Source organism: Streptomyces sp. SDr-06 (assembly GCF_003324565.1).
GTDB lineage: Bacteria > Actinomycetota > Actinomycetes > Streptomycetales > Streptomycetaceae > Streptomyces.
The window spans coordinates 126,140-149,141 of sequence record NZ_QOLA01000004.1 but is presented as its reverse complement, the minus strand read 5'-3'; the positions used below and the strand labels follow the sequence as shown (position 1 = coordinate 149,141).

Annotated in this window: 23 protein-coding genes, 1 tRNA gene and 1 riboswitch; of the genes, 7 read left to right on the top strand and 17 right to left on the bottom strand. The window is 68.5% G+C overall.

The genetic code is table 11. The features are described from left to right. Window positions 1-2: 2 nt before the first annotated feature. Entirely contained in the window at window positions 3-791 is a 789-nt protein-coding gene (locus DT019_RS39130) for a hypothetical protein (protein ID WP_147267299.1), read from the bottom strand. Window positions 792-1,042: 251 nt separating this feature from the next. Between DT019_RS39130 and DT019_RS11545 the strand changes: the two genes are divergently transcribed. After that, window positions 1,043-1,495, top strand: coding sequence for a very short patch repair endonuclease (locus DT019_RS11545; RefSeq protein WP_114036665.1), 453 nt, complete (start codon window positions 1,043-1,045; stop codon window positions 1,493-1,495). Between the two features lie 3 nt (window positions 1,496-1,498). On the opposite strand, the gene DT019_RS11540 is transcribed toward DT019_RS11545, so the two are convergent. From DT019_RS11540 to DT019_RS11525, 4 genes are all read right to left on the bottom strand, one after another. Then, complete coding sequence (locus DT019_RS11540; RefSeq protein WP_114036664.1) at window positions 1,499-2,554, bottom strand: DNA cytosine methyltransferase; 1,056 nt, start codon at window positions 2,552-2,554, stop codon at window positions 1,499-1,501. Between the two features lie 193 nt (window positions 2,555-2,747). Beyond that, on the bottom strand, window positions 2,748-4,583 hold the full coding sequence (locus DT019_RS11535) for a DEAD/DEAH box helicase (protein WP_114036663.1): 1,836 nt from the start codon (window positions 4,581-4,583) through the stop codon (window positions 2,748-2,750). Window positions 4,584-4,589: 6 nt separating this feature from the next. Next, on the bottom strand, window positions 4,590-5,999 hold the full coding sequence (locus tag DT019_RS11530) for a transcriptional regulator (protein WP_114036897.1): 1,410 nt from the start codon (window positions 5,997-5,999) through the stop codon (window positions 4,590-4,592). Between the two features lie 68 nt (window positions 6,000-6,067). Next, window positions 6,068-6,757: a hypothetical protein gene (locus DT019_RS11525; protein WP_223279423.1), complete on the bottom strand. Its 690-nt coding sequence runs from the start codon at window positions 6,755-6,757 to the stop codon at window positions 6,068-6,070. Between the two features lie 1,236 nt (window positions 6,758-7,993). Here DT019_RS11525 and DT019_RS39125 point away from each other — a divergent pair. Together DT019_RS39125 and DT019_RS11515 are read left to right on the top strand one after the other, a co-directional pair. Beyond that, the gene (locus DT019_RS39125; RefSeq protein ID WP_147267298.1) at window positions 7,994-8,248 is read left to right on the top strand and encodes a hypothetical protein; all 255 of its coding nucleotides are present in this window, start codon (window positions 7,994-7,996) and stop codon (window positions 8,246-8,248) included. 649 nt (window positions 8,249-8,897) lie between these two features. Next, window positions 8,898-9,200: a hypothetical protein gene (locus DT019_RS11515; RefSeq protein WP_114036661.1), complete on the top strand. Its 303-nt coding sequence runs from the start codon at window positions 8,898-8,900 to the stop codon at window positions 9,198-9,200. Window positions 9,201-9,646: 446 nt separating this feature from the next. Here DT019_RS11515 and DT019_RS11510 read toward each other — a convergent pair whose 3' ends face one another. After that, the gene (locus DT019_RS11510; protein WP_114036895.1) at window positions 9,647-10,906 is read right to left on the bottom strand and encodes a GDSL-type esterase/lipase family protein; all 1,260 of its coding nucleotides are present in this window, start codon (window positions 10,904-10,906) and stop codon (window positions 9,647-9,649) included. 273 nt (window positions 10,907-11,179) lie between these two features. Here DT019_RS11510 and DT019_RS11505 point away from each other — a divergent pair, with 273 nt between their 5' ends. Beyond that, a complete protein-coding gene (locus tag DT019_RS11505) occupies window positions 11,180-12,520 on the top strand; it encodes a DUF445 domain-containing protein (protein WP_114036660.1) in 1,341 nt (446 codons plus the stop codon). 66 nt (window positions 12,521-12,586) lie between these two features. Here the strand turns inward: DT019_RS11505 and DT019_RS11500 are convergent, their stop codons facing one another. Genes DT019_RS11500 through DT019_RS11485 form a run of 4 tightly spaced genes read right to left on the bottom strand, consistent with a single transcriptional unit; the run spans window position 12,587 to window position 15,984 of the window. Further along, complete coding sequence (locus DT019_RS11500; RefSeq protein WP_114036659.1) at window positions 12,587-13,243, bottom strand: DUF1707 domain-containing protein; 657 nt, start codon at window positions 13,241-13,243, stop codon at window positions 12,587-12,589. Between the two features lie 43 nt (window positions 13,244-13,286). Beyond that, window positions 13,287-14,315 carry an ATP-binding cassette domain-containing protein gene (locus DT019_RS11495; protein WP_114036658.1) on the bottom strand — a complete coding sequence of 343 codons (1,029 nt, stop codon included), beginning with the start codon at window positions 14,313-14,315 and terminating at the stop codon, window positions 13,287-13,289. 42 nt (window positions 14,316-14,357) lie between these two features. Beyond that, on the bottom strand, window positions 14,358-15,179 hold the full coding sequence (locus DT019_RS11490) for an ABC transporter permease (RefSeq protein ID WP_114036657.1): 822 nt from the start codon (window positions 15,177-15,179) through the stop codon (window positions 14,358-14,360). A gap of 4 nt (window positions 15,180-15,183) precedes the next feature. Further along, a complete protein-coding gene (locus DT019_RS11485; protein WP_114036656.1) occupies window positions 15,184-15,984 on the bottom strand; it encodes an ABC transporter permease in 801 nt (266 codons plus the stop codon). A 158-nt stretch (window positions 15,985-16,142) separates the two neighbouring features. Here DT019_RS11485 and DT019_RS11480 point away from each other — a divergent pair, with 158 nt between their 5' ends. Next, window positions 16,143-18,677 carry a transglycosylase domain-containing protein gene (locus DT019_RS11480; protein ID WP_114036655.1) on the top strand — a complete coding sequence of 845 codons (2,535 nt, stop codon included), beginning with the start codon at window positions 16,143-16,145 and terminating at the stop codon, window positions 18,675-18,677. A gap of 21 nt (window positions 18,678-18,698) precedes the next feature. Here DT019_RS11480 and DT019_RS11475 read toward each other — a convergent pair whose 3' ends face one another. The 3 genes from DT019_RS11475 to DT019_RS11465 form a co-directional block, all read right to left on the bottom strand. After that, on the bottom strand, window positions 18,699-19,019 hold the full coding sequence (locus DT019_RS11475) for a DMT family transporter (RefSeq protein WP_053729493.1): 321 nt from the start codon (window positions 19,017-19,019) through the stop codon (window positions 18,699-18,701). Window positions 19,020-19,052: 33 nt separating this feature from the next. Beyond that, a riboswitch (guanidine-III (ykkC-III) riboswitch) is annotated at window positions 19,053-19,123 on the bottom strand. A gap of 45 nt (window positions 19,124-19,168) precedes the next feature. Next, on the bottom strand, window positions 19,169-19,501 hold the full coding sequence (locus DT019_RS11470) for a GroES family chaperonin (protein WP_114036654.1): 333 nt from the start codon (window positions 19,499-19,501) through the stop codon (window positions 19,169-19,171). Window positions 19,502-19,544: 43 nt separating this feature from the next. Beyond that, on the bottom strand, window positions 19,545-19,865 hold the full coding sequence (locus DT019_RS11465) for a DUF3618 domain-containing protein (RefSeq protein ID WP_114036653.1): 321 nt from the start codon (window positions 19,863-19,865) through the stop codon (window positions 19,545-19,547). Window positions 19,866-20,000: 135 nt separating this feature from the next. Here DT019_RS11465 and bcp point away from each other — a divergent pair, with 135 nt between their 5' ends. Beyond that, the gene (gene bcp, locus DT019_RS11460) at window positions 20,001-20,468 is read left to right on the top strand and encodes a thioredoxin-dependent thiol peroxidase (RefSeq protein WP_114036652.1); all 468 of its coding nucleotides are present in this window, start codon (window positions 20,001-20,003) and stop codon (window positions 20,466-20,468) included. 96 nt (window positions 20,469-20,564) lie between these two features. Beyond that, a tRNA-Leu gene (locus DT019_RS11455) sits at window positions 20,565-20,651 on the top strand. Window positions 20,652-20,694: 43 nt separating this feature from the next. Here the strand turns inward: DT019_RS11455 and rdgB are convergent. From rdgB to DT019_RS11435, 4 genes are all read right to left on the bottom strand, one after another. Continuing rightward, the gene (rdgB, locus tag DT019_RS11450) at window positions 20,695-21,297 is read right to left on the bottom strand and encodes an RdgB/HAM1 family non-canonical purine NTP pyrophosphatase (RefSeq protein ID WP_114036651.1); all 603 of its coding nucleotides are present in this window, start codon (window positions 21,295-21,297) and stop codon (window positions 20,695-20,697) included. A 44-nt stretch (window positions 21,298-21,341) separates the two neighbouring features. Beyond that, window positions 21,342-21,716 (bottom strand): hypothetical protein, encoded by a 375-nt coding sequence (locus tag DT019_RS11445; protein ID WP_114036650.1) that lies wholly within the window; start codon window positions 21,714-21,716, stop codon window positions 21,342-21,344. Window positions 21,717-21,834: 118 nt separating this feature from the next. After that, a complete protein-coding gene (gene rph / locus DT019_RS11440) occupies window positions 21,835-22,572 on the bottom strand; it encodes a ribonuclease PH (RefSeq protein WP_114036649.1) in 738 nt (245 codons plus the stop codon). A 150-nt stretch (window positions 22,573-22,722) separates the two neighbouring features. Next, window positions 22,723-22,956: a glucose PTS transporter subunit EIIB gene (locus DT019_RS11435; RefSeq protein ID WP_114036648.1), complete on the bottom strand. Its 234-nt coding sequence runs from the start codon at window positions 22,954-22,956 to the stop codon at window positions 22,723-22,725. Window positions 22,957-23,002: the final 46 nt, after the last annotated feature.

The window sequence follows — 23,002 nt, the reverse complement described above, 5'->3', positions numbered from 1 at the left end:
TCTCACTCCCTGCTGAGCAGGGCTACCGCCGTCTCATCGAGTTGCTCCTGCGTCGGCAGGTGCACGCGGCCATACACGGCGGCAGGTTGTAACTCGACATCCGTGAACTCAATCGGAGGCCGCAGATCCGCTAGAAGATCGGCGGCGGGCCTTTTCCGACCTCGCTGTCCTTCCCGGAATTTTTCGTTCTTCACGCGAAGGCTGAGCGCCACCTGCCGAGTCCACGCATCCACACGGAAGAGAGCGTCTGCAAGGGGGTGCATCTGGAGAGGCACTCCTCTTTTTCGCAGCTCCACAACACTGTATATCTCTCGAAGAAAGCTGTAATAGGCGTTACCAATACGCCACCGCATGGCATCCTTCGCTAAGCTCTCAGGAACTCCGGAACGAATAACCTCGCTTACCTTAGCCCGGGCAGGCGTTGAGATCATACGGTTCCCAAGGCGGTCATTCTCGGCAAAGCTTCTAAAATCCTGATAAGTGGGCGGCGTGCCTAATCGTTCCATGCATATGTGGAACATCTGAGTGAACGCGAAGTCAGGATGCCAGTCCACAATCGACCGAACGGCCTCGCCATCTTTTCTGCGCACCTCACCAAGGGCGTGCTCCGTCCGCCTGCAGATGCGTTCCACATCAGCGCTCGTCGCCTCGTAGACCACGCGCACAACATGCCCCCGCACCACCGGCACTACCTCACGCCGACGGCTGTCCTGTTCCCATTGCCTGTACTCGTTGTGCGTCCTGGGCGACCTGCAGAACTGCAGAAGCACATCATCAGCCGTCGTCTCCATGACTACGCCCCTCCTCAGCCACCTTAAACCGCCTTGCTTCGGCGGGCAGTTGACCCCATCGCTTGCTTCAGCATGCCAGAATGGGGCGGCGGCGCCCCGCATGGGGACGGAGCGCCTGCACCGCCGGAGGCTGGGTCCAGCAGCGAGCTCACGTCCTTCTGGGCTGGTATCGCTGCGATGATGGGCCCGGTCGACCACTCAGTGAAGTCCGCCCCCTCGGGGCGAAGCCGGTAAAGCGAGCAGCACCGAACATGACAGACGACTGGATCCCCCCTCCCGGGTCCTGGGCCTCCTCTGCAGGGAGGCGCCGGAATATGCAGGCGATCCGTGGCAGGGACACCAAGCCCGAGCAGCTGATTCGCAGGCTGGTACACGCCCAGGGACTCCGCTATCGGGTCTCAGCGAAGCCATTGCCCGAACTGCGCCGGACCGCCGACCTGGTCTTCCGCCCCACGAAGGTAGCCGTTTTCATTGACGGCTGTTACTGGCATGGGTGCCCGGAGCACTATGTATCCCCGAAGACAAACCCCGGCTACTGGTCCCAGAAAGTCGCCGGAAATGTGAGCCGTGACCGCGATACTGATCAAAAATTGCGTTCTGCGGGGTGGACCGTACTCCGGTTCTGGGAGCACGAGCCGCCCCAGGAGTGCGCAGTCCAGATCGCGGCCACGGTGAACCGGCTGAGGGCTCAGCAGGAGAGGTAACCGTCAGCCGTTCCGCTGCCGGGCAGCAGCTTCGAACGCCGCATAGATCTGCTCGCCGACTGCCCTCGCAACCGGCGGAGGGAAGGCGTTACCAACCTGCCGGTACGCGGCAGTCTTACGGCCGGCGAAGTCCCACTCTGGCGGGAAGCCCTGGATAATCGCTGCTTGCTGAACGGTCAGCTTGGGGCCGGCTTCCGCGAAAAGGTCACGCTCTTTGTCCTTGAGATCCTCGGGGTTGTTGGCAACGCCCAGCCCACACACCCCAAGATCTTGCCAGGCCCGCTTGGCCCTGGTGGGACCAAGGTCGGCCCCCCCGTGCTTCTTCGAGCCGCCGACCAGTGTCGGCGCTACTCCTTCAAGTGCCTTCTCGTACCAGGCTTTGAACGCCTTCTCCGTGCGTGGGTCGTCAGCCACCGCGTCGAAGCGCTCCCGCATCGAGTCGTGCAGGGCTTCGCCCACGGTGACCTCTGCAACAGGCTCAGGCCTGTGGTGCTCGAAGTGCTGCGCGTACTCAGGCTTCATCGCGACGAGGATGGCCCTCGGACGCAGCTGGGGAACGCCATACGCCTTCGCCTCCAGCACCTCCCAGTAGCACTTCTCGTAGCCCAGTGATTCCAGACGCTTGACAATATCGGCGCGATATTCAGCGAATTTCAGATCGACCAAGCCTCGGACATTCTCGATCATCACAGCTTTTGGTTCCAGCTGATCAACGAGTTCCAGCATGGTGGGGAAAAGATCCCGCTCGTCGTCCGCACCCAGCTGCTTGCCTGCAGCAGAGAACGGAGGGCACGGGACTCCGCCTGCAAGCAAGTCCAGCTCGCCGGGCCGAAGCCCCAGCTCCTGCGAGTCGAACTCCCTGAGGTCAGCCTGGATCACCCGGCAGCCCGACCACTCTGCGTCTTCGTTCGTGTTGTCCCTGAGCGTCTGGCACGCGTCCTTGTCGATCTCGATCAAGGCAACGTGCCTGAAGCCTGCCTGGTGGAGGCCGACTGCCTGCCCGCCAGCTCCCGCACAGATCTCCACCGACGAGTACTTGAGCTCATTCGTGCGGACCATGTCCCCTCACTTTCCGATCGACAACGGTGGACACTCCAAGCGATCCACCATCACAGAGGGTGACAGAACCCACTGACAACGAGACCGGACCAGTTTGCCGCACGCCGCACCATTCCCTGAACACTCGGGAGCATCCATGCTCTCGCCAGACCCGTCTTCCCGTGCGGGCCGTGGCGGACCAGGGTGATCGGCCTCAACCGGTGCTGAGGGCCTTCATATGCCCGAGTAGAGCCTGGATGTCCAAGGCGTCCATGCCCCCGGCCACCGAGGGTTCTTCCTCCAGGTCGGCCAGCTGGCGTACCGATGGGTCGTCCAGGATGCGTCCCATGAAGTTGACCTTTTCCTCCAGGCGGTTCGCGACTACCTCATCGATCGTGCCCGCCGCCGCAAGGACCGTCACACGCGTTTCTATTCCGGGGGCGAGGCCCAGCCGGTGGATGCGGTCGAGGCTCTGAAGGAATCGTCCGGCCATGAAGTCCCTGTCGACGTAGACGGCGTCATGGCAGACTTGATGGAGGCTGATGCCCTCTCCGAGCGTGGCTGGATTGGAGAGCAATACCAGACAGTCGGGGTCCTCCCGGAAACGCCTGATCTGCTCGTCCCGGTCGGGTGTCCCCCCGTGCACGACCGCCGGCCTGTAGTCCGCAAACATCTTTTCCATCGTGGTCAGGCTTCGCACGAAGGTCGTCCACACCAGCGTCTTGTGGCCCTGCGCTGCGTTCGCTGCTACCAGACTCAATGCTTCCGCATACTTCGGGGACAGCTCATAGCTCGGCAACTCATGCAGAAGCGAGTACAAGGAGTCGCCTTGCGGGACCTCCAGCGGTGGCAGCTGGTAGGAGAGGGGCTCGTACCGGCTGGTGCCTTTGCTGAGGAGAGCAGGGCTCGTGGCCGCCATCAAAAGACGCAGGAGCGCTTTACCGAGCGCATCGAAGTCATCGCGCGAGGCCGCCGCCCTAGCCGTGAACCGTCCCACCAGTGCGTCATAGATCTCGCGGTGCAACGGCGGCAAGTCCACGTACCGGATCCTCGTCGTGATCGCTGGCAGGCCCAGCTCACGCTTCGTAGTCCGGGTGAACAACGGACGGAGCACCTTACTGGCATGGCTCAGGTCGCCGCCGTCTACGGCACTGGTGACTACACGTCGGCCATGGCCTGGCCAGACAAAGGACAGCAGATTCTCCAGGTCTCGAGCGCCGTTCGGGGCAGGAGTGCCAGTCAGGATCAACCGCTTGCGAGCCAGTGGCCCGAGAGCCATACAGGCGCTTCCGTAAGTCCCCTGTACACCCAGCTTCATCCGGTGCGCTTCATCCAGAATGATCATGGAAGGGGCGGCTCGCAGCCACGACGCGAGCGTGGAAAGCGATCGGTCGAGGCGTTCGTAGTTAACGATCAGCACTTCAGTACCCAGCTGAGGCCTCTTTCCCATCACTTCAGAAGCCAAGGGCTGGTTGAGACACTCTGCCGTCTCAAAGTGCCATGCCTCATAGGCCGACTTCGGGCTCACGACCAGAAGGCGACTGACCTCTCCCCGTTCCCGCAACGCGGCGTAGACAGCGAGTGCGACCCTGGTCTTGCCTGCACCGGGCACGCTGAAGTTAGCGCCATGGCGCATGGAGAGCAGGTGGGCAATATCGCGCTGCTGGAAAGATGTCAGCCCTGCTCGCCACCCTGAGCCGAGTAGGGTCGGTACCTGTTCTTCAGCCACCTGATCCCGGCTGTCGAGGCCTCCTTCATGAAGCGACCGTTCAGCGCTCGCCGCATCATCGAGCACGCCTCCGACCAACTCGGCGAGGGCTTCCTCCCACTCAACGTCCTGCGGAGAAGGCCACGCTCCCAAAGCGTCGAGTCCCACCAGGAAGTCATCGAGAGCGACCTCTGTCGCCAGCAGCTCGCGCTGGCCAACCGCGGGGAACTGAGCTGCCAGCTGAGCAAGGTCCTTCTGGTACCGGGGCTCGGCACGGAGGACGGCCTTGGTCCGCGTCACGTCGAACCCGATACGCAGAGAAGGCGCACCCCCGTCAGCCATCAGCCCTCATTCCTTCTGAGTCGTCGCATCGAGTAGCCACAGGACACCTTCGCCAGGCTCAGAGATGCTCCGAGCACACTGCGCGGCCAGCTTGCCGAGGGTGTCCCGCAGTTTGACCACAGCTTCATCTAGGGCCTCCTCGTCCAGGCTGCGGGACGCCCGGGACATCACCAGGTCCGTGATGCATTGCTCCAGATCCTGACATGCGTCATTGATCCGGTCCGGAGCCGCCTGCTTCCGCTTGCGAACCCGTGCGTCTTTACCCGCCGGCTCCAGCGCACTTTCGACGGCTTCACGTGCCGCCCGGAACGTCGTACTGGCAGCCACCACCCGGGCAGCGGCAACCACTTCTGACGCTCCCTCGACCGCCTTGGCCTTAAGGACTGAGTCCGTAAGCGCTCTCGCAGCTCCTACCTTGGGATCTGCCGCGCGAACGGTCCGGCCTAGACCGGGGATTGTGACCGCAGGCGCAGTCGTGACAGGGTTCAGCTCCGCAGGCAAACGCTTGTCGAGATACCTCGCCTTGAAGTCGGGCTCAATGAGGCGGACATCCGTCTTGGAGAAGCCCAGCAAGATCGCGGTAAGGCGGTTCTCCTTGAGCAGATCTGCGTTCTCCCTGCTGACAGCCGATTCCTTCACGTAACGCCGGTGTAGCTCGCGCAGCTTCTCTTGGTGGTCTTCGAAGTCAAGGAGCCGCAGCGCTACGTCTCCATCCCGGCTGCGCTCGATCAAGTCGCGGAGACAGGTGAGGATCCACAGGTCCTGCTCGCATGTCGCCGTACGAATACGGAAGTCACGGGCGATGTCCGCAGGCTGCCGTCCCAGGCTGAACTGCTCGTCGATAGCAAGAAGTCTGTTGACGTACGAATATTCACGACGGTGGTCCTTGCGCAATTGCAGAGACAGCTCTACCGCGTCTATATCGGCCCAGGTACACGACTCCGGTAGCACGCCCACCCGGATGTGAGCGATGCCCAGCTCTGCGAGCGCGGCCCGGCGCGTGTTGCCATTAACCAGCACCCCGTCGCGCGTGATGAGGCCAGGATCGTTCTGCTTGAACTCCTGAAGGCTCTCCTTCAGGACTTGGTAGTCCGGGTCCTCTTTGGACGGATCGGCCGGCAGGGCTTTGAGCAAGTGGTGGAGGTACGACTGGCTGGTAGCGCTCCAGGGGTCCTCGTCCAGCTGACGGTCCCGCACAAGGTCATAACTACGCTGAGCACGGACGCGGTGAGTACCCGGGTTGTAGTACAGCGCAGTCACCGGCATGTTGATGACTTCCACGTGCAGCGGGACGCCTCGCCATTCAACCGTCAGCGTCTCTTGCGCGCCGCCTGCGGTGCCAACTTCCGCGAGGCGCTGACGGACCAGGTCCTGGTTCTCCTCCGCCCGCGGCGGCCTTCCGAAATCCTTGCTCATTTCTCTCTCTCGGGTCGAAGCGAGGAACAGGGCGGCGAGCTCAGCCACCGCAGCTGTGCCGACCGCGTTCAGTCAGTGCCTTCAGTCTCCAGCGCCTGCCGGATCTTGATCCGAGACTCTTCTGGAAGCGACCGGTACTCCGCCCACAGTCGCTCCACCGTGCTGAAGGGGCGTCGGTCGTCGGCGATCCAGCCGGCCAGAACCCGGCGCTCCAGGCGTCCGAGCTGGCGCACCTGGGCGAGAACGTCGGCGGGCTCAGCTGTGAGCTGACGGCCACCGATGCGACACCGGTTGCACTCCGTCACCAGTTCCACCGTGACTGCACCGCCGGGCTGCCTCACTTGCCGACGGGCGATGTCCAGCTGTGCGATCTCGTATGTGCCGGCGTAGGTCTGCCCCCCAGAGATCCCGCATGACCTGCAGAAATTGCCATCTCTGGTCATGATCTCCCGGCGCTGCGTGGCGGTGACTGAGACCGTGGACTTGGCTCGCCCTCTTCCTGGCTCCCAGACCGGTTCTCCCTGCCTGACGAAACGCTGCTCATGGGGCTCGAGCGCGATATCGTCACGGTTTGTGTCGATTTGCCAGCCGTGGTCGCGAAGGTCCCGCATGCGCCGGTCGATCTGAGAGACGCCGGGAAACGCCTGCCGCAACTCATCCTTCGTGAAAATGCTGCCTTCGCCTACGACACTCACCAGCCAAAGCCCGGCCCGCTTCATGGTGCCGAACTTCTCATCTGTCCACGAGGGCAACACCACGACAGTCACCTTTCGGAAGAATTGCAGGCCACAGACACGACACCCGGGCCCAGGCTCCCCCATTTACCCCTAGGCCGCCGGTCGGCGGCAACTCTTTACCGGTGATTTGTGTTCACCGATCCATGCACACGGAACTATTGACTACACATCAAGAATCCTGTATTCGAGGTGCCGCATTCGCCACGGAGCGTAACGAGATTGGCTCACATCGACACAGGTCGCGCTGCGGCAACGGGCTGCCGCCCCCCTTTCTCTGCCCGACCGGCGATGCCAGCCGGACGTATCGCGATCAAGGCGCTCCGGACGCGCTGGCCGCCGCTCGAAGAACAGGTCGCCCGCACGTCTGCTCTGCGGGGCGTGCTACGAGTCCGGCCGCGCAGACCGACCGGCGGGCGTTCTCTGCCGGACCGGCAGGGATCCTGCCCGCCGATTTATGGCCGGTAGGGCCGGTCGGCCCCGTCCCGCTTCAGCACTGAAGCGCGAATCGGCCGGCTTAGCGCCTTCCAGTGCCTGCCACAGCAGGAAACGGAGGAATAAATTCCGTTTATGCGGCTCGCTCTCCATTACCACATGGGCACGCTACGGAGCGGTCGAAACTGCGAATCGCATGGCCGCAGCTCCACGAACATGCATGCGGTTGACTTTTTTCGCAGCAGGGCGATGCTTAGTGATCATAAGGAAAGGAAAAAGGTCATCCCCGGGCACACTCAAGGTGCATAACCAGGGAAATCCAGCAAAGCGGACAGGCGGTCTGCTGTCCGTCCGAGGAAAAGAGGTTTGGTGCCCCCCCGAGGAAAGATCGCTCTCGGCTTCTGCGCTACCGCAACGCCCGAGGAGCGGGAATGCGCTGTCTTGGTGCGCGAATTATGCGACCATTCGCTCAATACCCACGGCAGCCACAACGCCATCGCGCGGGAGGTGCCGACCGCCCGTTCCGCCTTGTCAGCGTACGTTCGCGGGCGCTCTGTGCCACCGCCGGACGTGATGAGGCGGCTCTATGAGATCGCCCTCGACTGTGAAGGCGAGGACCCGCGTCGTCTACCGCCGCTGGACAGGGTCCTCGAGACCTGGAGGGCAGCATCAGTCTCGCGGCGAGGCCTGGGGGACGACGCGGTGCGGTCGCAGATCGCCCGCCTCCAGGCTGCCCGGCGTGGGCACAACACCGCGGTGCCGAGAGGAGAGGGCACCGTCGCTTTACGGCCGGCTCCCCCTGGAGCGGACGATGCCATACGGCACTTGAAGGCAGGGCGTGAGAACGACGCCTTCACATTGTTCTGGCATATCGGTCAGACACACACACCGGCCGAGATCCGGGACGTCGTCGCCTCCTACACCATCTCGCAGGAACGGGACGCGGCCGATGCTGTCCTGGCCAGCGCTTCGGAGCGACAGGCTGAAGACGTCCTGCGGATCACCGCCTCCCTCTTGGAAGCGCAGTGCTACGAGGACGCGGCCGCCCTTGTACAGGCCTCGATCCAGCGCCTCGACTGACCTGGCCATGCGCAAGTACTGGCTGACTCCCACGGTGGCCGACTTCAGCGGCAGAGACCCGCCCATGGGCCGCACAACTGCCCCCTTGGGACGTCCCACCAAGAGTGACCCGCTGCTCCGAGGTTTGGAGACGCACGGAGCAGCGGGCACGGCGCCCCGTATTTCCATCCGAGTGCACAGAGGAAAGGACGCTATGACCAACAATGACATGCCTCGGGGAGAGGCCTCTCCCGACGGGCACGAACCGGCTTCCCCACCGCTACCGCACAAGCGCGTGATCGTCGCCCAGGTCAGCCTGCAGGTGCCCTCCCCGCGCACCGCATTTCCCCGAGACCCATCGACCGCGGGAAGTCACGCACTCAGCTACGCCATCCTCTCGGGATGCGCGCCTCAGGACCCGAACGCCCTGTGGGTCCTCGTTGCCCTGGCGGTTGCACAGTTGGCCCGTGCCACATGGAGCCAGCACGGGCGATAACGCATGACACACGCGATGGGCTGGCGGCGCGTGCAACTCCGCCAGCCCATCGCCGGACTGGCCCTGCGCCCCTCTTGACGGGGCCCCGCCCCGCCCCCAGGAGCCCCGCCCCCCTCCACCCCCCACAAACCCCCCGCGTTAGCCTCGGAGAAACCGCACTTCAGGAGGCAAACCATGGCGAAGGTTCCCGCAACTGTGATCGCGGCCGGGGGGCTCATTGGGGGGTATGGGGTTGCCCGGTGGACCAAGAGGCGGCCGCTCGGTGGGGTGGCGCTTGCCGGGGCCGGGGCTCTGGCGGCTCGGCAGTGGCAGCAGGCGGCCGGGACCAAGGCGGCCGTCGGGCTGACCACCGCCTACGTCGCCGCCTTCGCCGGGTCGCATCCCCTGGCCAAGAAGGTCGGCGCCTGGCCCTCCGTGTTCGGCGTGGCCGGGGCCGTCGCCGTAGCCTCCTGGGCCGTCACGCGCCGGGCTCGATAAGGCGCCCGGGCTCGGCGCTGTCCATGACGCGAGCCCGCCGGGGCCCGCCCGGCCGGGCGGCCCACCCGCTGAACCCCGCCGAAGAAACTTCGCCCCCCGCTGAGCAAACCCCGCTCCCCGCCCGTACATAGGGGCAACTCCCCATGGTGGTCGGGCGCATGACCTGCGGCAGGGACGGACAGGCGCCGTCGGTCGTGCGCCCGGCGGGGAGAGATGCGGGCCCGGCGCGCAGCCTTTCGCGCGAGGGGGCCAGGGGGTCGCCGCCCACGGCCGCGCGCCCGTGCCGAGGCGAGGGGAAGCCACGAGCCCCCTGGTGTCAGCGAGCGACCGGGCGCGCTCAGCCCCTCACAGGGCCCCCAGATCCATTCCCCTCGGCCGCATGCCCATGCCGAGGGGCCCCCACGAGCCCCCAGGGTCTCAGCGAGCGACCGGGCGCGCTCGGCTCCTCAGAGCGCCCCCAGGTCCACCCCCCTCCCCATCGCCAGATACCCCGCGTCGCCAGGATGCAGCCGGTCGCCCGAGTCGTACGGGCCCCACAGGGCGAGCGGCTTGTAGCGGTCCCGGAGAACGCGGTCTATGTCGATGACTCCGTCGTAAACCCCGCCGTCGCGGATCGCGGCGTTGACGCGATCGCGTACCTCCTGGACGCCCTTCGTGCAGGCGTGCAGCCCGCCGCAGGGCGACAGCGTGGCGCCCAGGACGCGCACCCCGCGGGCGTGGCCCAGCCGGACCAGTTCCCGCATCCCGGCGAGCAGCGCGGCCGGGTCCCGCTGTCCGCCGCCGAGCAGATCGTTGATGCCCAGCTCGACCACCACCGTGCGCACCCCGGCTCTCGCCAGCGCGTCGCGCTCGAAGCGTTCGAGCCCGCTCGGTCCCGCGAGCCGGCCGAGCAGAGCGTTGCCGCCGATCCCGGCGTTGAGGACGGCACGGGGCGCGGCGTCGGCGGCCAGGGCCGCGTGCTGGCCGCTCAGGCGGTTCGCCAGGATGTCCGTCCAGCGGTGATCGGCCCCCGGAGTGGAACCGACCCCTTCGGTTATCGAGTCGCCGAACACCACGATGCTGCCGTCCGCCGCCCCTGACCCCTGGACGTCGACGGCGGTGACATACCGCCAGGCCCCGGTGATCCGGGTGAACACCCCGGGGTCGGCGGCCCGGTCGGTCGCGCCCGGCGCGATGGAGGAGGTCTGCTGCGCGCCGGGGTGCCAGGTGACGGGCCCCGCCGCGTACACGGAGACGTACAGGTCGGCGAGCGCGGGCACCTCGAAGGCGAGCGGATCGCTGACCGCCTGGCCTCCGGCCGGTACGGAGGTCCGCGCCTGCCCACGGAAGGTCAGCGTCCGCATGGTCCGGCCCGGGTCGGCGACCGTGGCGAGCGTGGCGTGGCGCAGGTCGAGCGGGACGCTGCCGAACAGGTTGGAGACGGTGACACGGGCCCGGCTGCCGCCCAGCGAGGTGTGCACCACATTGCGTACGGTCCACTGCGGGCCGCCCCCGCGCGCGGCCCCCGCCGAGGTCCCGAACGGCTCGGCCCCGACGGGCGCGGCGTACCACGTCCCGGCCCACGCGCCATCCCGGTCTTCGCCCGCGCCCGCCCCGGCCCGGGCGGGCGCGATCACGGCGTAGAGGGCGGCGACGAGCAGCAGCGCCACCACCAGCACGAGCAGGGCCACACGCTCGGCGTGCGTCCTCAGCGTCCGCAGGGACATGATCCGAATGTACGGAGCGAAGGCCGGCGGGGCCACGCGAACGAGTGGTCGTACGGATGCACGGGAACTGAATGTGCGCCCCATCAGTACTTCCTGTAGAGGTCGTACGGAATGGATCGTGGTCGTGGGTGTGGCTGGGGCCGTGGTCCCGCCCTGGCGGCGGGTCAGGACGGGGACGTGAACGGTCGGGGTGTGGGTACGCGAACGACCGGTCCGTACGCAGACGGGGACGGGGACGGTCAGGGCGTGGGTACGCGCGGACAGGTGGAGCGAATGGAACGTACGAGAACGGGGCCCGAGGCCGAGGCGGCCGGCGCGGTGGACCAGGCCGCGCGCACGCCCCGCTCGTCGCCCTTCGCCTACACGGCGGCGGACGAGGAGAAGCGCCGGGGCGTGCGCCGCATGAAGGCCACCGCCACCGGTCTGCTGCTCCTGGTCGCGGTCGTCTTCGGCCTCGCCACCTGGGCGGGCCGCTCGGGCGCGGGCCCCTGGGCGGGGTACGTCGCGGCGGCGGCCGAGGCGGGCATGGTGGGTGCGCTGGCCGACTGGTTCGCCGTGACGGCCCTCTTCCGCCGCCCGCTGGGCCTGCCCATCCCGCACACGGCGATCATCCAGAACAAGAAGGACCAGTTCGGCGCCTCGCTCGGCACCTTCGTCGGCGAGAACTTCCTGTCGGCGGCCGTCGTCCGCGCCCGCCTCCAGGCCCTGGGGATCGGCCGCCGCCTGGGCACCTGGCTCGCCGAGCCCGCGCACGCGGACCGGGTCACATCGGAGCTGGCCACGGCCCTGCGGGGCGCGCTCACCGTGCTCCGGGACTCCGATGTGCAGGCCGTGGTGGGCGAGGCCATCACGCGCCGGGCGGACGCCGCGGAGATCGCGCCGGGCCTCGGCAAGGCGCTGGAGAAGGTCGTCGCCGACGGCAGCCACCGCAGGGCCGTGGACCTCGTCTGCGTACGGGCCCACGACTGGCTGGTGCTGCACGGCGACTCGGTGATGGACGCGGTGCAGGGCGGCGCCCCCGGCTGGACGCCGCGCTTCGTGGACCGCAAGGTGGGCGAGCGCGTCTACAAGGAGTTGCTGCGCTTCGTGACGGAGATGCGCGACATGCCGGCCCACCCGGCGCGCGGCGCCCTGGACCGCTTCCTGGCCGACTTCGCGGCCGACCTCCAGTCGGACACCGAGACGCGCACCCGGGTGGAGCGCTACAAGTCCGAGATACTGGCCCGCCCCGAGGTGCAGGACATCATCGCCTCGGCGTGGTCCTCCGTACGGTCGATGATCATCGCGGCGGCGGAGGACGACCACAGCGAACTGCGCCTGCGCGCACGGGCGTCACTGCTCTCCCTGGGCACCCGCCTGTCCACCGACCCCCGCCTCCAGTCCAAGCTGGACGGCTGGCTGGAGGACGCGGCGGCCTACGTGGTGTCGACGTACCGCGCCGAGATCACGTCCCTGATCACGGACACGGTGGCCTCGTGGGACGCGAACGACACCTCGCGCAAGATCGAGGCGAACATCGGCCGCGACCTCCAGTTCATCCGCATCAACGGCACGGTGGTCGGCGCACTGGCGGGCCTGTTGATCTACACCGTGTCGCACGCCCTGGGCGGGTAGGTCGGCCTCGCGCCGTCAACCGGCCGCCCGATCAGGGGAGTCGAGGGGCCCAGACCCGCCCCCGCCTCACCCCAGCTCCTTGCGGCCCTTCTCCTCACGCTTCTCCAGGCGCAGCTTCTCCTTCTGCGCCTTGCGGAGCTTGCGGTCCACTCCGATGCCGCCCATCAGGGCGAACGCCACGATCGTGACGTTCGGGGAGCCGGGGGTGCCCTCGCCGCTGGCCTTGTTGCCGTCGACGCCGCCCATGATGCCGAAGCCCTTGACGCGGACGTTCAGTTCGGGCGGTACGGTCACGCCGATGCCGCCCATGATCGTGAAGAGCCGCAGCACGGTCTCGCGGTCCTCGAAGCGGGCCTCGCGCAGGTCGATGGCGCCGCCGCCCCACATGGCGAACGCGGTGAACTTCTTCGCCACCGTCCAGCTTCCCTTGCGGGAGAAGCCGCTCCAGAGGGCGAAGCCTCCCTTGGAGGTCGGCGGGTGGCCGATGCGGGACGGCCAGTGGATCTCGGTCTCGTCCCCGGTGCGGCGGGGGGCGGGGGCCGCCGGAGCCACCGTGCCGGGCGCCGGCAGATCGCGGACGAGCGGCTCCAACTCCCCGTGCGTACGCGCCGTGTAAGCGGCCTCGAGGCGCTGCTCGAACTCCTCCATGTCGAGGCGCCCCTCGGCCACCGCGTCCCTCAGCGACTCGGCGACCCGCTCCCGCTCGGCGTCCGAGGCACGCATCTCCGGCAGCCCACCCGTTGGTTCACTCGTCATAGCGCGAAGCCTAGTGAAGGGCCCGGTCGTCGGGAGCCTGGGGGACCGTCTCCATCGAGGACAGCATGCGGGCGATCACCGATTCGATGTCGGGCTCCCGCACCGACAGGTCCACCAGCGGATAGGCCTCCGCGATGCGCGCGACCAGCGGCGCCGCCGACGCCGAGGCCGGGAAGGCGAGCCACTGGCGGGGGCCCTCGACCTTCACCACGCGGGCGCCCTCGACCTCCACCGGCGGAAGTTCACGCTCCAGGTCGACCACCAGGGTGCGCTCGCTCTCGCCCGCCTCGTGCAGCCCGGCCAGAGCGCCGTCGTACATCAGACGCCCGTGGTCGATGACCATCACGCGTCGGCAGAGCTGCTCGATGTCGGTCAGGTCGTGCGTGGTGAGCAGGATCGTGGTGGCGCGTTCGGCGTTCAGGTCGCGCAGGAACTGCCGCACCTTCGCCTTGCTGACGACGTCGAGCCCGATCGTCGGCTCGTCGAGGTAGAGGACCTCCGGATCGTGCAGCAGCGCCGCCGCGATGTCGCCGCGCATCCGCTGACCGAGCGAGAGCTGACGTACGGGGACGTCCAACAGGCTGCCCAGGTCGAGGAGTTCCACGCAGCGGTCGAGGTTCTCGCGGAAGCGGGCGTCGGGGATGCGGTACATGCGGTGGGCGAGGCGGTAGGAGTCGTACAGCGGCAGGTCCCACCACAGGGTGGTGCGCTGGCCGAAGACGACGCCGATGCGCTGGGCCAGCCTGGTGCGCTCGCGCGAGGGGTCGAGGCCCGCGACCCGCAGCCGGCCCCCGCTCGGCGTGAGGATGCCGGTCAGCATCTTGATGGTGGTGGACTTTCCGGCCCCGTTGGGTCCGATGTAGCCGACCACCTCGCCCCGCGGCACCCGGAAGCTGATCCCGTCGACCGCCCTGACCTGCCGCTTCTCCCGGCGGAGCCGACCCACCTTGCGGCGTACGTCGAAGACCTTCTCCACGCCGTCGAGTTCGATCAGGTCCGTGTCCTTGTCCGCTCCCCTGTCCGGGGTCACGTGGTCCATCGGGTCAACTCCCGTTCTGGGCAGGCGAGATGAGGGGCACGGTCAGCTTCCCGTGCTGCGGTAGGCGCGGATGCCTCGCCGCCAGGCGAGGCCCGACAGCGCGAGGCAGGCGGCCGCGACGAGCGGGGGCGTGAAGGCGAGCCACTGCGGCAGGGCCAGCGGGTAGGGGCGGCCCAGGACGTACAGCGCGGGCAGCCAGTTCACGAAGGCCAGCGGCAAAATGAAGGTGACGCCCCGCACCATGTCCTTGGCGAACACTGTCGGCGGGTACTGGAGCAGCGTCTGGCCGCCGTAGGTGAACGCGCTCTGCACCTCGGCCGCGTCCTGGGCCCAGAACTGGAAGGCCGCGCCCACCACGAACACCGCGCAGAAGATCACGGTGCCGCTGAGCAGCATCATCGGCACCAGCAGCACCTTCAGAACCGTCCAGTGCAGGTCCAGGGCGATCACCGCGCCGACCAGGACCATGACGCCCTGCAGAAGGCGGCCCAGGCGCTGGAGGCCGAAGCGGTCGGCGGCCACCTGGGCGAGCACCGGCGCGGGGCGCACGAGCAGGGTGTCCAGCGTGCCGTCGCGCACCCGCGCGCCCAGCCGGTCGATCGAGCCGAGCACCGCGTTCGCGAGGCCGAACGCCGTCGTCGACGTCCCGTACAGGAACGCCACTTCGGCGAAGGAGTAGCCGCCAAGGGAGCGGACCTGCGAGAACATCAGCGCGATCACGACGAAGTCGAACGCGGTCACCAGGAAGTTCCCGACCAGCATCATCGCGAACGACGCCCGGTAGGCGAGTGTGGAGCGGATCCACATGCCGGCGATCATCCGGTATGTCGCCCACACACCCGGCGCGGGCCGCCGTTCGGTCATCGGGTCAGCCACCCTGCACCACCACCCTGCGCACGGCCGCGGACTGGAGCATCCGGCCCGCCCCGAGCAGCGCCGCCGCCCAGCCGAGCTGGAAGCCGTACGCGCCGAGCAGGCCCCAGCCCCGGTGCCGGCCCATCAGGACGTCCGCCGGGATCTGGAGCAGCGAGGACCACGGCAGCGCGCGGGCCACCTCGCCGAGCAGCCCGGGGAAGGCGTTGAGCGGCAGCATCATCCCGGAGAAGAACAGGCCCGCGATCGACACGAGGGCCGCGACGCCGGTCCCGTCGAGCAGCCAGAACGCCGTGAGCGCCACCAGGAAGCGGAGCGCGAAGCTCACCACCACGCCGAGCAGGACCGCGAGGAGGAAGGCGAGCCAGGTCAGCGGCTCGGTGGGCAGCGCGAGGTCGAAGAGCAGGGCGCCGAAGGCGAGCGGGGCCACCCCGCGCCCCAGGAAGTGGAACAGCGCCCGGCCCAGATCGGCCGAGAGCCACCACAGCTGGAGGTCGGCGGGACGGTAGAGGTCGATCGCGATGTCACCCGTACGGATGCGTTCCATCAGCTCGTCCGCGAAGCCTCCGCCGAACATGTTGACCGTCATCAGCATGGCCTGGCTGATCCACACATAGGTGAGCGCCTGGGACTGGTCGTAGCCGCCGAGGTTGGGGCGCTGGTCCCACAGGGCTATATAGGTGTAGGCCACGATGACGCCGAAGACAGTGTTGGTGAACACCCCTGCCGCGGTGGCGACCCGGTACGTCGTATAGCGCCGGAACCCACCCGCGGCCACGACTCCGTACAGCCGCACGAACGCCCCCTCCCCGCCATGGACACCAAAGCGCAGGAGCCTAGCCCAGCCCCACGGCCCTTCGCGACGGAATTTCCGCCGCGCGGCATGCAAGATGTCCTTGCAGAACGAATCACCCCATACCGCCCACACGACGCGAGAAGCACGGCCGGAGAGACATGAGCGACGACGAGCAGCCGGAGCCCCCGCAGCCCGGACACGAGGCGCCGCGGAAGTGGGCGCCCCGGGACCCCGCCGCCGAAGGACCCGCCCAGCGGGCCGCCGACGCGGCGGACGGCGGCCAGGACGGAGCGGCGCCCGGCGGGCCTCCCCCGGGCGACGGCAAGCCGCCCCGGCGCACCGGATGGCGCCGCTTCGTGCCCCGCTGGCGCCTGGTGCTCGGCCTCGTCCTGCTCTGCGCCCTGCTGCTCATCGGCGGATTCATCGCCGGCTACACGCTCGTGTCGATCCCGGCCGCCAACGCGGGGGCCACCGCCCAGTCCAACGTCTTCCTGTACGCCGACGGCACCCAGCTCGCCTCCGACGGCGAGATCAACCGCGAGAACGTCCAGCTCTCCCAGGTCCCGCTCACCGTGCAGCGCGCCGTCCTGGCCGCCGAGGACCGGGACTTCTACTCCGAGCGCGCCGTCGACCCCAAGGCCATGGTCCGCGCCGCCTGGAACACGCTCACCGGCAAGGGCACCCAGGGCGGCTCCACCATCACCCAGCAGTACGTCAAGAACTACTACCTGGGCCAGGAGCAGACCGTCACCCGCAAGGTGAAGGAGTTCTTCATCGCGATCAAGCTGAATCGCGAGGAGACCAAGGAGGACATCCTGGCCGGGTATCTGAACACCAGCTACTTCGGCCGCAACGCCTACGGCATCCAGGCCGCCTCCCAGGCGTACTACAGCAAGGACGTCGAGAAGCTCACCACCGCCGAGGGCGCCTACCTCGCCTCGCTGCTCAACTCCCCCAGCGCGTACGACGTGATCGCGCACCCGGAGAACAAGCCGAGAGCCCTCGCCCGCTGGAACTACGTGCTCGACGGCATGGTCAAGAAGAAGTGGCTCGGCGCCTCCGAGCGGGCCGCGACCACCTTCCCCGTTCCCGGAAAGGTCAAGCCGCGGGCCGGACTCGCGGGCCAGCGCGGCTATCTCGTCGAGGCCGTCAAGGACTACCTCACCAGCAACAAGATCATCGAGGAGAACACCCTCGCGACCGGCGGCTACCGCATCACCACCACCTTCCAGAAGGACAAGCAGGACGCCTTCGTGAAGGCCGTCGACGACACGGTCAACTCCAAGCTGAGCACCGACCGCAAGGCCGACCGCAACGTCCGTGTGGGCGGCGCCTCCATCGACCCGGCGACCGGCAAGGTCCTCGCGATGTACGGCGGCATCGACTACACCAAGCAGTACGTCAACAACGCCACCCGGCGCGACTTCCAAGTGGGCTCCACCTTCAAGCCGTTCGTCTTCACCTCCGCGGTCGTCAACGGCTCCAAGACCCAGGACGGCCGCACCATCACCCCCAACACCGTCTACGACGGCACCAACAAGCGCCCCGTGCAGGGCTGGGACGGCGGCACCTACGCACCCGCCAACGAGGACGACGCCTCCTACGGGCAGATCACCGTGCGCACCGCCACCGACAAGTCCGTCAACGCCGTGTACGCGCAGATGGCCGTCGACGTCGGCCCCTCCAAGGTCAAGCAGACCGCCGTCGACCTCGGCATCCCCGCCGAGACCCCCGACCTCACCGCCTCCCCCTCGATCGCGCTCGGCCCGGCCACGGCGAGCGTGCTCGACATGACGCAGGCGTACGCGACGCTCGCGGGCCACGGCCGCCACGGCACGTACACGATGGTCGAATCGGTCACCAAGGACGGCGAGAAGACCGAACTGCCCTCGCAGGACGACAAACAGGCCGTCAGCCGGGAGGCCGCCGACACCACGACGTCCATGCTGCAGAGCGTCGTCGAGGGCGGCACCGGCACCGCCGCACAGGCCGCGGGGCGGCCCGCCGCGGGCAAGACCGGCACCGCCGAACAGGACAAGGCCGCCTGGTTCGCGGGCTACACCCCCGACCTGGCCACCGTGGTCGCGCTGATGGGCGCCGACCCCGACACGGCGGTGCAGCAGCCGCTGTACGGGGCCCTCGGCTTCCCTCGCATGAACGGCGGCGGACCGCCCGCGCAGATCTGGGCCCAGTACACCAAGGGCGCCCTGCGGGGCAGCGACGCCAAGGACTTCGACCTGGAACTCCAGGACGGCGCGAACGCCCCCGTCGAACCGCCCGCCCCGAACCCGTTCCAGTCGCAGACACCCGGCCGCAACCAGGGCCAGACCCAGGGGCAGAACCAGGGCCAGACGCAGGGGCAGGACCAGGGCCGGACCGGCGGCCGCAACCAGGGACAGACCCAGGGCCAGGACCAGGGCCGGACCGGCGGCCGCGATCAGGGACAGACCCAGGGCCAGAACCAGGGCCCCACCCAGGGGCAGACGCAGGGCGGCGCCGACAACGGCGGCAGCACCAACGGCGGCCTCAACCAGGGCCAGACGCAGGGGCAGACCCAGGGCGGCGCCACGGACGGAGGCACCAACACCGGGGGCACCGACAACGGCGGCGCCACCAACACGGGCACGACCGCCGGAACGGGCGGCACCACCACGGGCCTCGCCGACCGCCCCCGCGGTCCGCGCAACCCGTAGCCCGCGGATGTCTCCCGGCGCCTAGTGCCCGCTCGTCGCCTTCAGGCCGACGACCGCGACGAGGAGCAGACAGACGAAGAAGATCCGGGCGGCGGTGGCCGGCTCACCGAGCACCACCATGCCGAGCACCGCCGCCCCGGCCGCGCCGATCCCGACCCACACGCCGTACGCGGTGCCGATCGGCAGCGTCTTGGCGGCCTGCGAGAGCAGCAACATCGAAGCGACGATCCCGGCGCCCGTGAGCACACTGGGCACGAGCCGGGTGAAACCGTCGGTGTACTTCATCCCGATCGACCAGCCCACCTCGAGCAGACCGGCGACGACGAGCAGGACCCATGCCATGACGGCACCTCCGAAGGACGCGAACACATACGGGGTGCGTCGTCTTGTCCTGACCCGGTACGACGCGTCTCGTCGGGGTCCCACCACGGTAGCAAAGGGCATGCGAAAGGGCTGGTGACCGCGGTCACCAGCCCTTTCGTGCGACGTGGTTACAGATACAGCCCGGTGGCGTCCACCGACACCCGCTCGGAGGCCACGGCGTGCAGGTCGCGCTCGCGCATCAGCACGTACGCGACGCCCCGCACCTCCACCTCGGCCCGGTCCTCGGGGTCGTACAGGACCCGGTCGCCCGGCTCCACGGTGCGCACGTTCTGGCCCACCGCGACCACCTCGGCCCAGGCCAGCCGTTTACCGACGGCGGCGGTGGCCGGAATGAGGATGCCGCCGCCCGAACGCCGCTCGCCCTCGGGGGTGTCTGACCGGACCAGCACACGGTCGTGCAGCATCCGGATGGGCAGCTTGTCGTGGGTGTTCTCGCTCACGGGTCGAACCTACCCGGCCCGGCGCCGGACGTACGCCGAAGGGTCAGGCCCGCCGTTTCCTCGCGGACAGCGCGAGCAGTCCCACCAGGCCGACCGCGACGAGCGCGACCGGCACGATCCGCTCCACGCGGGGCGCCCCGTCCTCGGACACGAACTGCGCCTTCACGTCGCTCACCGTGCGGTTCACCGCGACGTAGGCCCGGCCCGCCGTGTGGTCCACGGCCGAGGCGAACCTGGCCTTGGCATCGCCGACGATCGTGGACGGGTGCAGCCGCACCCCGATCTCGTCGAGGGTCACGGCGAGCTGGTCCCGCCGGCTCCTGATGTCCGCCTCGATCTGCGCAGGGGTCCTGGCATCCGACACTGCGCCGCCTCCGGTGGTCGTATGGGGTCATCCGTCATCCACAGTCTGTCAGCTCTGTGGCCGATGCACTGTCACAGGCCCCCATTAGGCTCTGTCGGTGTACGCCCCACCCTCGGCCTTTCCGGAGGAATTCCCATGAGCGAGCGACTTCAGCCCGGCGACCCCGCCCCCGCCTTCACCCTGCCCGACGCCGACGGCAACGAGGTCTCGCTCGCCGCACACCAGGGCCGCAAGGTCATCGTCTACTTCTACCCGGCCGCCCTGACCCCCGGCTGCACCAAGCAGGCGTGCGACTTCACGGACAACCTGGAGCTGCTCGCGGGCGCCGGGTACGACGTCATCGGCGTCTCCCCGGACAAGCCGGAGAAGCTGGCGAAGTTCCGCGAGAAGGAGTCCCTGAAGGTCACGCTGGTGGGCGACCCCTCGAAGGAGGTCCTGGAGGCGTACGGGGCGTACGGCGAGAAGAAGCTGTACGGCAAGACGGTCACGGGAGTCATCCGCTCCACGGTCGTCGTGGACGAGGCGGGAAAGGTGGAGCGCGCCCTGTACAACGTGAAGGCGACCGGCCACGTAGCCAAGATCATCAAGGACCTGGGCATCTGAGCCCACCGCTCTGCGGCAGTACGTTCCGGCGCAGCGCCCCGAGGCGGGAACTCCTGCGCCGGATCGGCAGCTTGCCAGTACCATGGCAGGCGGCTGGCGGCCGTTGCTGAATGGTATAAGCGGAGGTTTTAGGTGCCTCTGGGCGTTTCGCCCATGTGGGTTCGAATCCCATCGGCCGCACCACGGCGAAGGGCGCCCCGGACAACGGGGCGCCCTTTCCCGTGTCTCAGCCCAGCAGCTCCCGCACCACCGGCACCAGTGCACGGAAGGCCTGGCCGCGGTGGCTGATCGCGTTCTTCTCGTCGGCCGACAGCTCCGCGCAGGTGCGTGTCTCGCCCTCCGGCTGGAGGATCGGGTCGTAGCCGAAGCCGCCCGTCCCGGCCGGGGTGCGGCGCAGGGTGCCCAGGAGGCGGCCTTCCACCACGCGTTCCGTGCCGTCGGGCAGGGCGAGCGCCGCCGCGCAGGCGAAGTGGGCGCCGCGGTGCTCGTCGGCGATGTCGGAGAGCTGGGCGAGCAGCAGGTCCAGGTTGGCCCGGTCGTCGCCGTGGGTGCCCGACCAGCGGGCCGAGAAGATGCCGGGGGCGCCGTTGAGGACGTCCACGCAGAGGCCGGAGTCGTCGGCGACGGCGGGCAGGCCGGTGGCCCGGGCCAGCGCGTGCGCCTTGAGGAGCGCGTTCTCGGCGAAGGTGACGCCGGTCTCCTTGACGTCGGGGACCTCGGGGTACGCGTCGGCGCCCACGAGTTCGTGCGGCAGCCCGGCCGCGGCCAGGATGGCGTGGAGTTCGGTGATTTTGCCGGTGTTGCGGGTGGCGAGGATCAGGCGCGTCATGGTCCCAGTATCCGGGGAGCGCGGGATCGCACCGCCCCGGGGCCTCAGGGCGTGCAGACCTTGCCGACCTCTTTGGCGGCGCTGGTGACGCCGCTGATGTCGGGGGTGTGGTCGCCGTTCCTGATGGCCGTACGGACGTTGCCGACGGCCTTGTTGAGGTCGTCGACGGCCTTGGACAGGTCGGCGTCGCCCGTCTTGTTCTTCAGGGACGACAGCTCTTTGTCGATGTCGTCGAGCGCCCGGTCGGCCCGGGTGGGGTCGTCGGTGGCGTTGCCGACCGCCTTGCCGAGGTTGTCGACACTGGTGCCGATGGCGTCCGCGGTCTTGACGCAGTCCATGGCCTTGTCGACCGCTCCGCAGCCCGCGGTGACGGTGACGGCCAGGGCCGCGGTGGCGGCGGCGAGCACGGTTCGGCGCATCGGTCGGGTCCTCCCCCAGGGGTTCCGGAAAGGGTTCCGGAAGCGACGGACGGGCGCGCGGTCGGTCCGTGCGCCCGTACTCGTGGTGACGCGGGGAGCCTTCCCCCGGGTTGCTTGTCTACTCTCCCGACACCGCGGCCAGGGCGCGGAGTTGGAGGGCGGCGAGGTCGGCGCAGCCGCCGGTGGCGAGGTCGAGGAGGGCGTTCAGTTCCTTGCGGTCGAAGGGCTCGGCCTCGGCGGTGCCCTGGACCTCGACGAAGCGGCCGTCGCCGGTGCAGACGACGTTCATGTCGGTCTCGGCGCGGACGTCCTCCTCGTAGCAGAGGTCGAGCAGGGGGGCGCCGTCGACGATGCCGACGGAGACGGCGGAGACGGTGCCGGTCAGCGGCTGTCGGCCGTGCTTGACGAGCTTCTTGCCCTGGGCCCAGGTGATGGCGTCGGCGAGGGCGACGTAGGCGCCGGTGATGGCGGCGGTGCGGGTGCCGCCGTCGGCCTGGAGGACGTCGCAGTCCAGGACGATGGTGTTCTCGCCGAGCGCCTTGTAGTCGATGACGGCGCGCAGCGAGCGGCCGATGAGGCGGGAGATCTCGTGGGTGCGGCCGCCGATCTTGCCGCGCACGGACTCGCGGTCGCCGCGGGTGTTGGTGGAGCGGGGCAGCATCGAGTATTCGGCGGTGACCCAGCCTTCGCCGCTGCCCTTGCGCCAGCGGGGGACGCCTTCGGTGACGGAGGCGGTGCAGAAGACCTTGGTGTCACCGAAGGAGATGAGGACGGAGCCCTCGGCGTGCTTGCTCCATCCGCGTTCGATGGTGACGGGGCGGAGCTGTTCGGGGGTGCGGCCGTCGATTCGAGACATGCCCCTGAGCCTAGCCCGTGGCGGCGCGGGCTCCGGGGCCGCGCCCGGGCACCCGTTCGATGGTGGGCCGTCGGTCCGGGCGGGGCCGCGTCCCTGGACGCGAAAGGCCCCCTCCTGGTCGGGGAGGGGGCCTTTCGCTGAGCGGGTCGCTCACATCATGTCTTCGATGTCCGCGGCGATCGGGTCGGCGTCCGTGCCGATGACGACCTGGACCGCGGTGCCCATCTTGACGACACCGTGGGCGCCGGCGGCCTTGAGGGCGGCCTCGTCGACCTTGCTCGGGTCGATGACCTCGGTGCGCAGGCGCGTGATGCAGCCTTCGACCTCTTCGATGTTGTCGATACCGCCGAGGCCGGCGACGATCTTCTCAGCCTTGCTGGCCATGTGTCTCTCCTGGTTCGTGAAGAACGCTGTGTCGGCCCACGGTAGG

What these genes read in the sequence shown, in the direction of transcription:
- DT019_RS11545 (WP_114036665.1), top strand. Translation starts at nt 1,043, where the DNA reads ATGACAGACGACTGGATCCCCCCTCCCGGGTCCTGGGCCTCCTCTGCA.
- DT019_RS11480 (WP_114036655.1), top strand. Translation starts at nt 16,143, where the DNA reads ATGAGCGACGACGAGCAGCCGGAGCCCCCGCAGCCCGGACACGAGGCG.
- DT019_RS11540 (WP_114036664.1), bottom strand. Translation starts at nt 2,554, where the DNA reads ATGGTCCGCACGAATGAGCTCAAGTACTCGTCGGTGGAGATCTGTGCG.
- DT019_RS11495 (WP_114036658.1), bottom strand. Translation starts at nt 14,315, where the DNA reads ATGGACCACGTGACCCCGGACAGGGGAGCGGACAAGGACACGGACCTG.
- bcp (WP_114036652.1), top strand. Translation starts at nt 20,001, where the DNA reads ATGAGCGAGCGACTTCAGCCCGGCGACCCCGCCCCCGCCTTCACCCTG.
- DT019_RS11475 (WP_053729493.1), bottom strand. Translation starts at nt 19,019, where the DNA reads ATGGCATGGGTCCTGCTCGTCGTCGCCGGTCTGCTCGAGGTGGGCTGG.
- DT019_RS11510 (WP_114036895.1), bottom strand. Translation starts at nt 10,906, where the DNA reads ATGTCCCTGCGGACGCTGAGGACGCACGCCGAGCGTGTGGCCCTGCTC.
- DT019_RS11530 (WP_114036897.1), bottom strand. Translation starts at nt 5,999, where the DNA reads ATGAGCAAGGATTTCGGAAGGCCGCCGCGGGCGGAGGAGAACCAGGAC.
- DT019_RS11445 (WP_114036650.1), bottom strand. Translation starts at nt 21,716, where the DNA reads ATGCGCCGAACCGTGCTCGCCGCCGCCACCGCGGCCCTGGCCGTCACC.
- DT019_RS11490 (WP_114036657.1), bottom strand. Translation starts at nt 15,179, where the DNA reads ATGACCGAACGGCGGCCCGCGCCGGGTGTGTGGGCGACATACCGGATG.
- rph (WP_114036649.1), bottom strand. Translation starts at nt 22,572, where the DNA reads ATGTCTCGAATCGACGGCCGCACCCCCGAACAGCTCCGCCCCGTCACC.
- DT019_RS11505 (WP_114036660.1), top strand. Translation starts at nt 11,180, where the DNA reads ATGGAACGTACGAGAACGGGGCCCGAGGCCGAGGCGGCCGGCGCGGTG.
- DT019_RS11500 (WP_114036659.1), bottom strand. Translation starts at nt 13,243, where the DNA reads ATGCGTGCCTCGGACGCCGAGCGGGAGCGGGTCGCCGAGTCGCTGAGG.
- DT019_RS39130 (WP_147267299.1), bottom strand. Translation starts at nt 791, where the DNA reads ATGGAGACGACGGCTGATGATGTGCTTCTGCAGTTCTGCAGGTCGCCC.
- rdgB (WP_114036651.1), bottom strand. Translation starts at nt 21,297, where the DNA reads ATGACGCGCCTGATCCTCGCCACCCGCAACACCGGCAAAATCACCGAA.
- DT019_RS11535 (WP_114036663.1), bottom strand. Translation starts at nt 4,583, where the DNA reads ATGGCTGACGGGGGTGCGCCTTCTCTGCGTATCGGGTTCGACGTGACG.
- DT019_RS11435 (WP_114036648.1), bottom strand. Translation starts at nt 22,956, where the DNA reads ATGGCCAGCAAGGCTGAGAAGATCGTCGCCGGCCTCGGCGGTATCGAC.
- DT019_RS11515 (WP_114036661.1), top strand. Translation starts at nt 8,898, where the DNA reads ATGGCGAAGGTTCCCGCAACTGTGATCGCGGCCGGGGGGCTCATTGGG.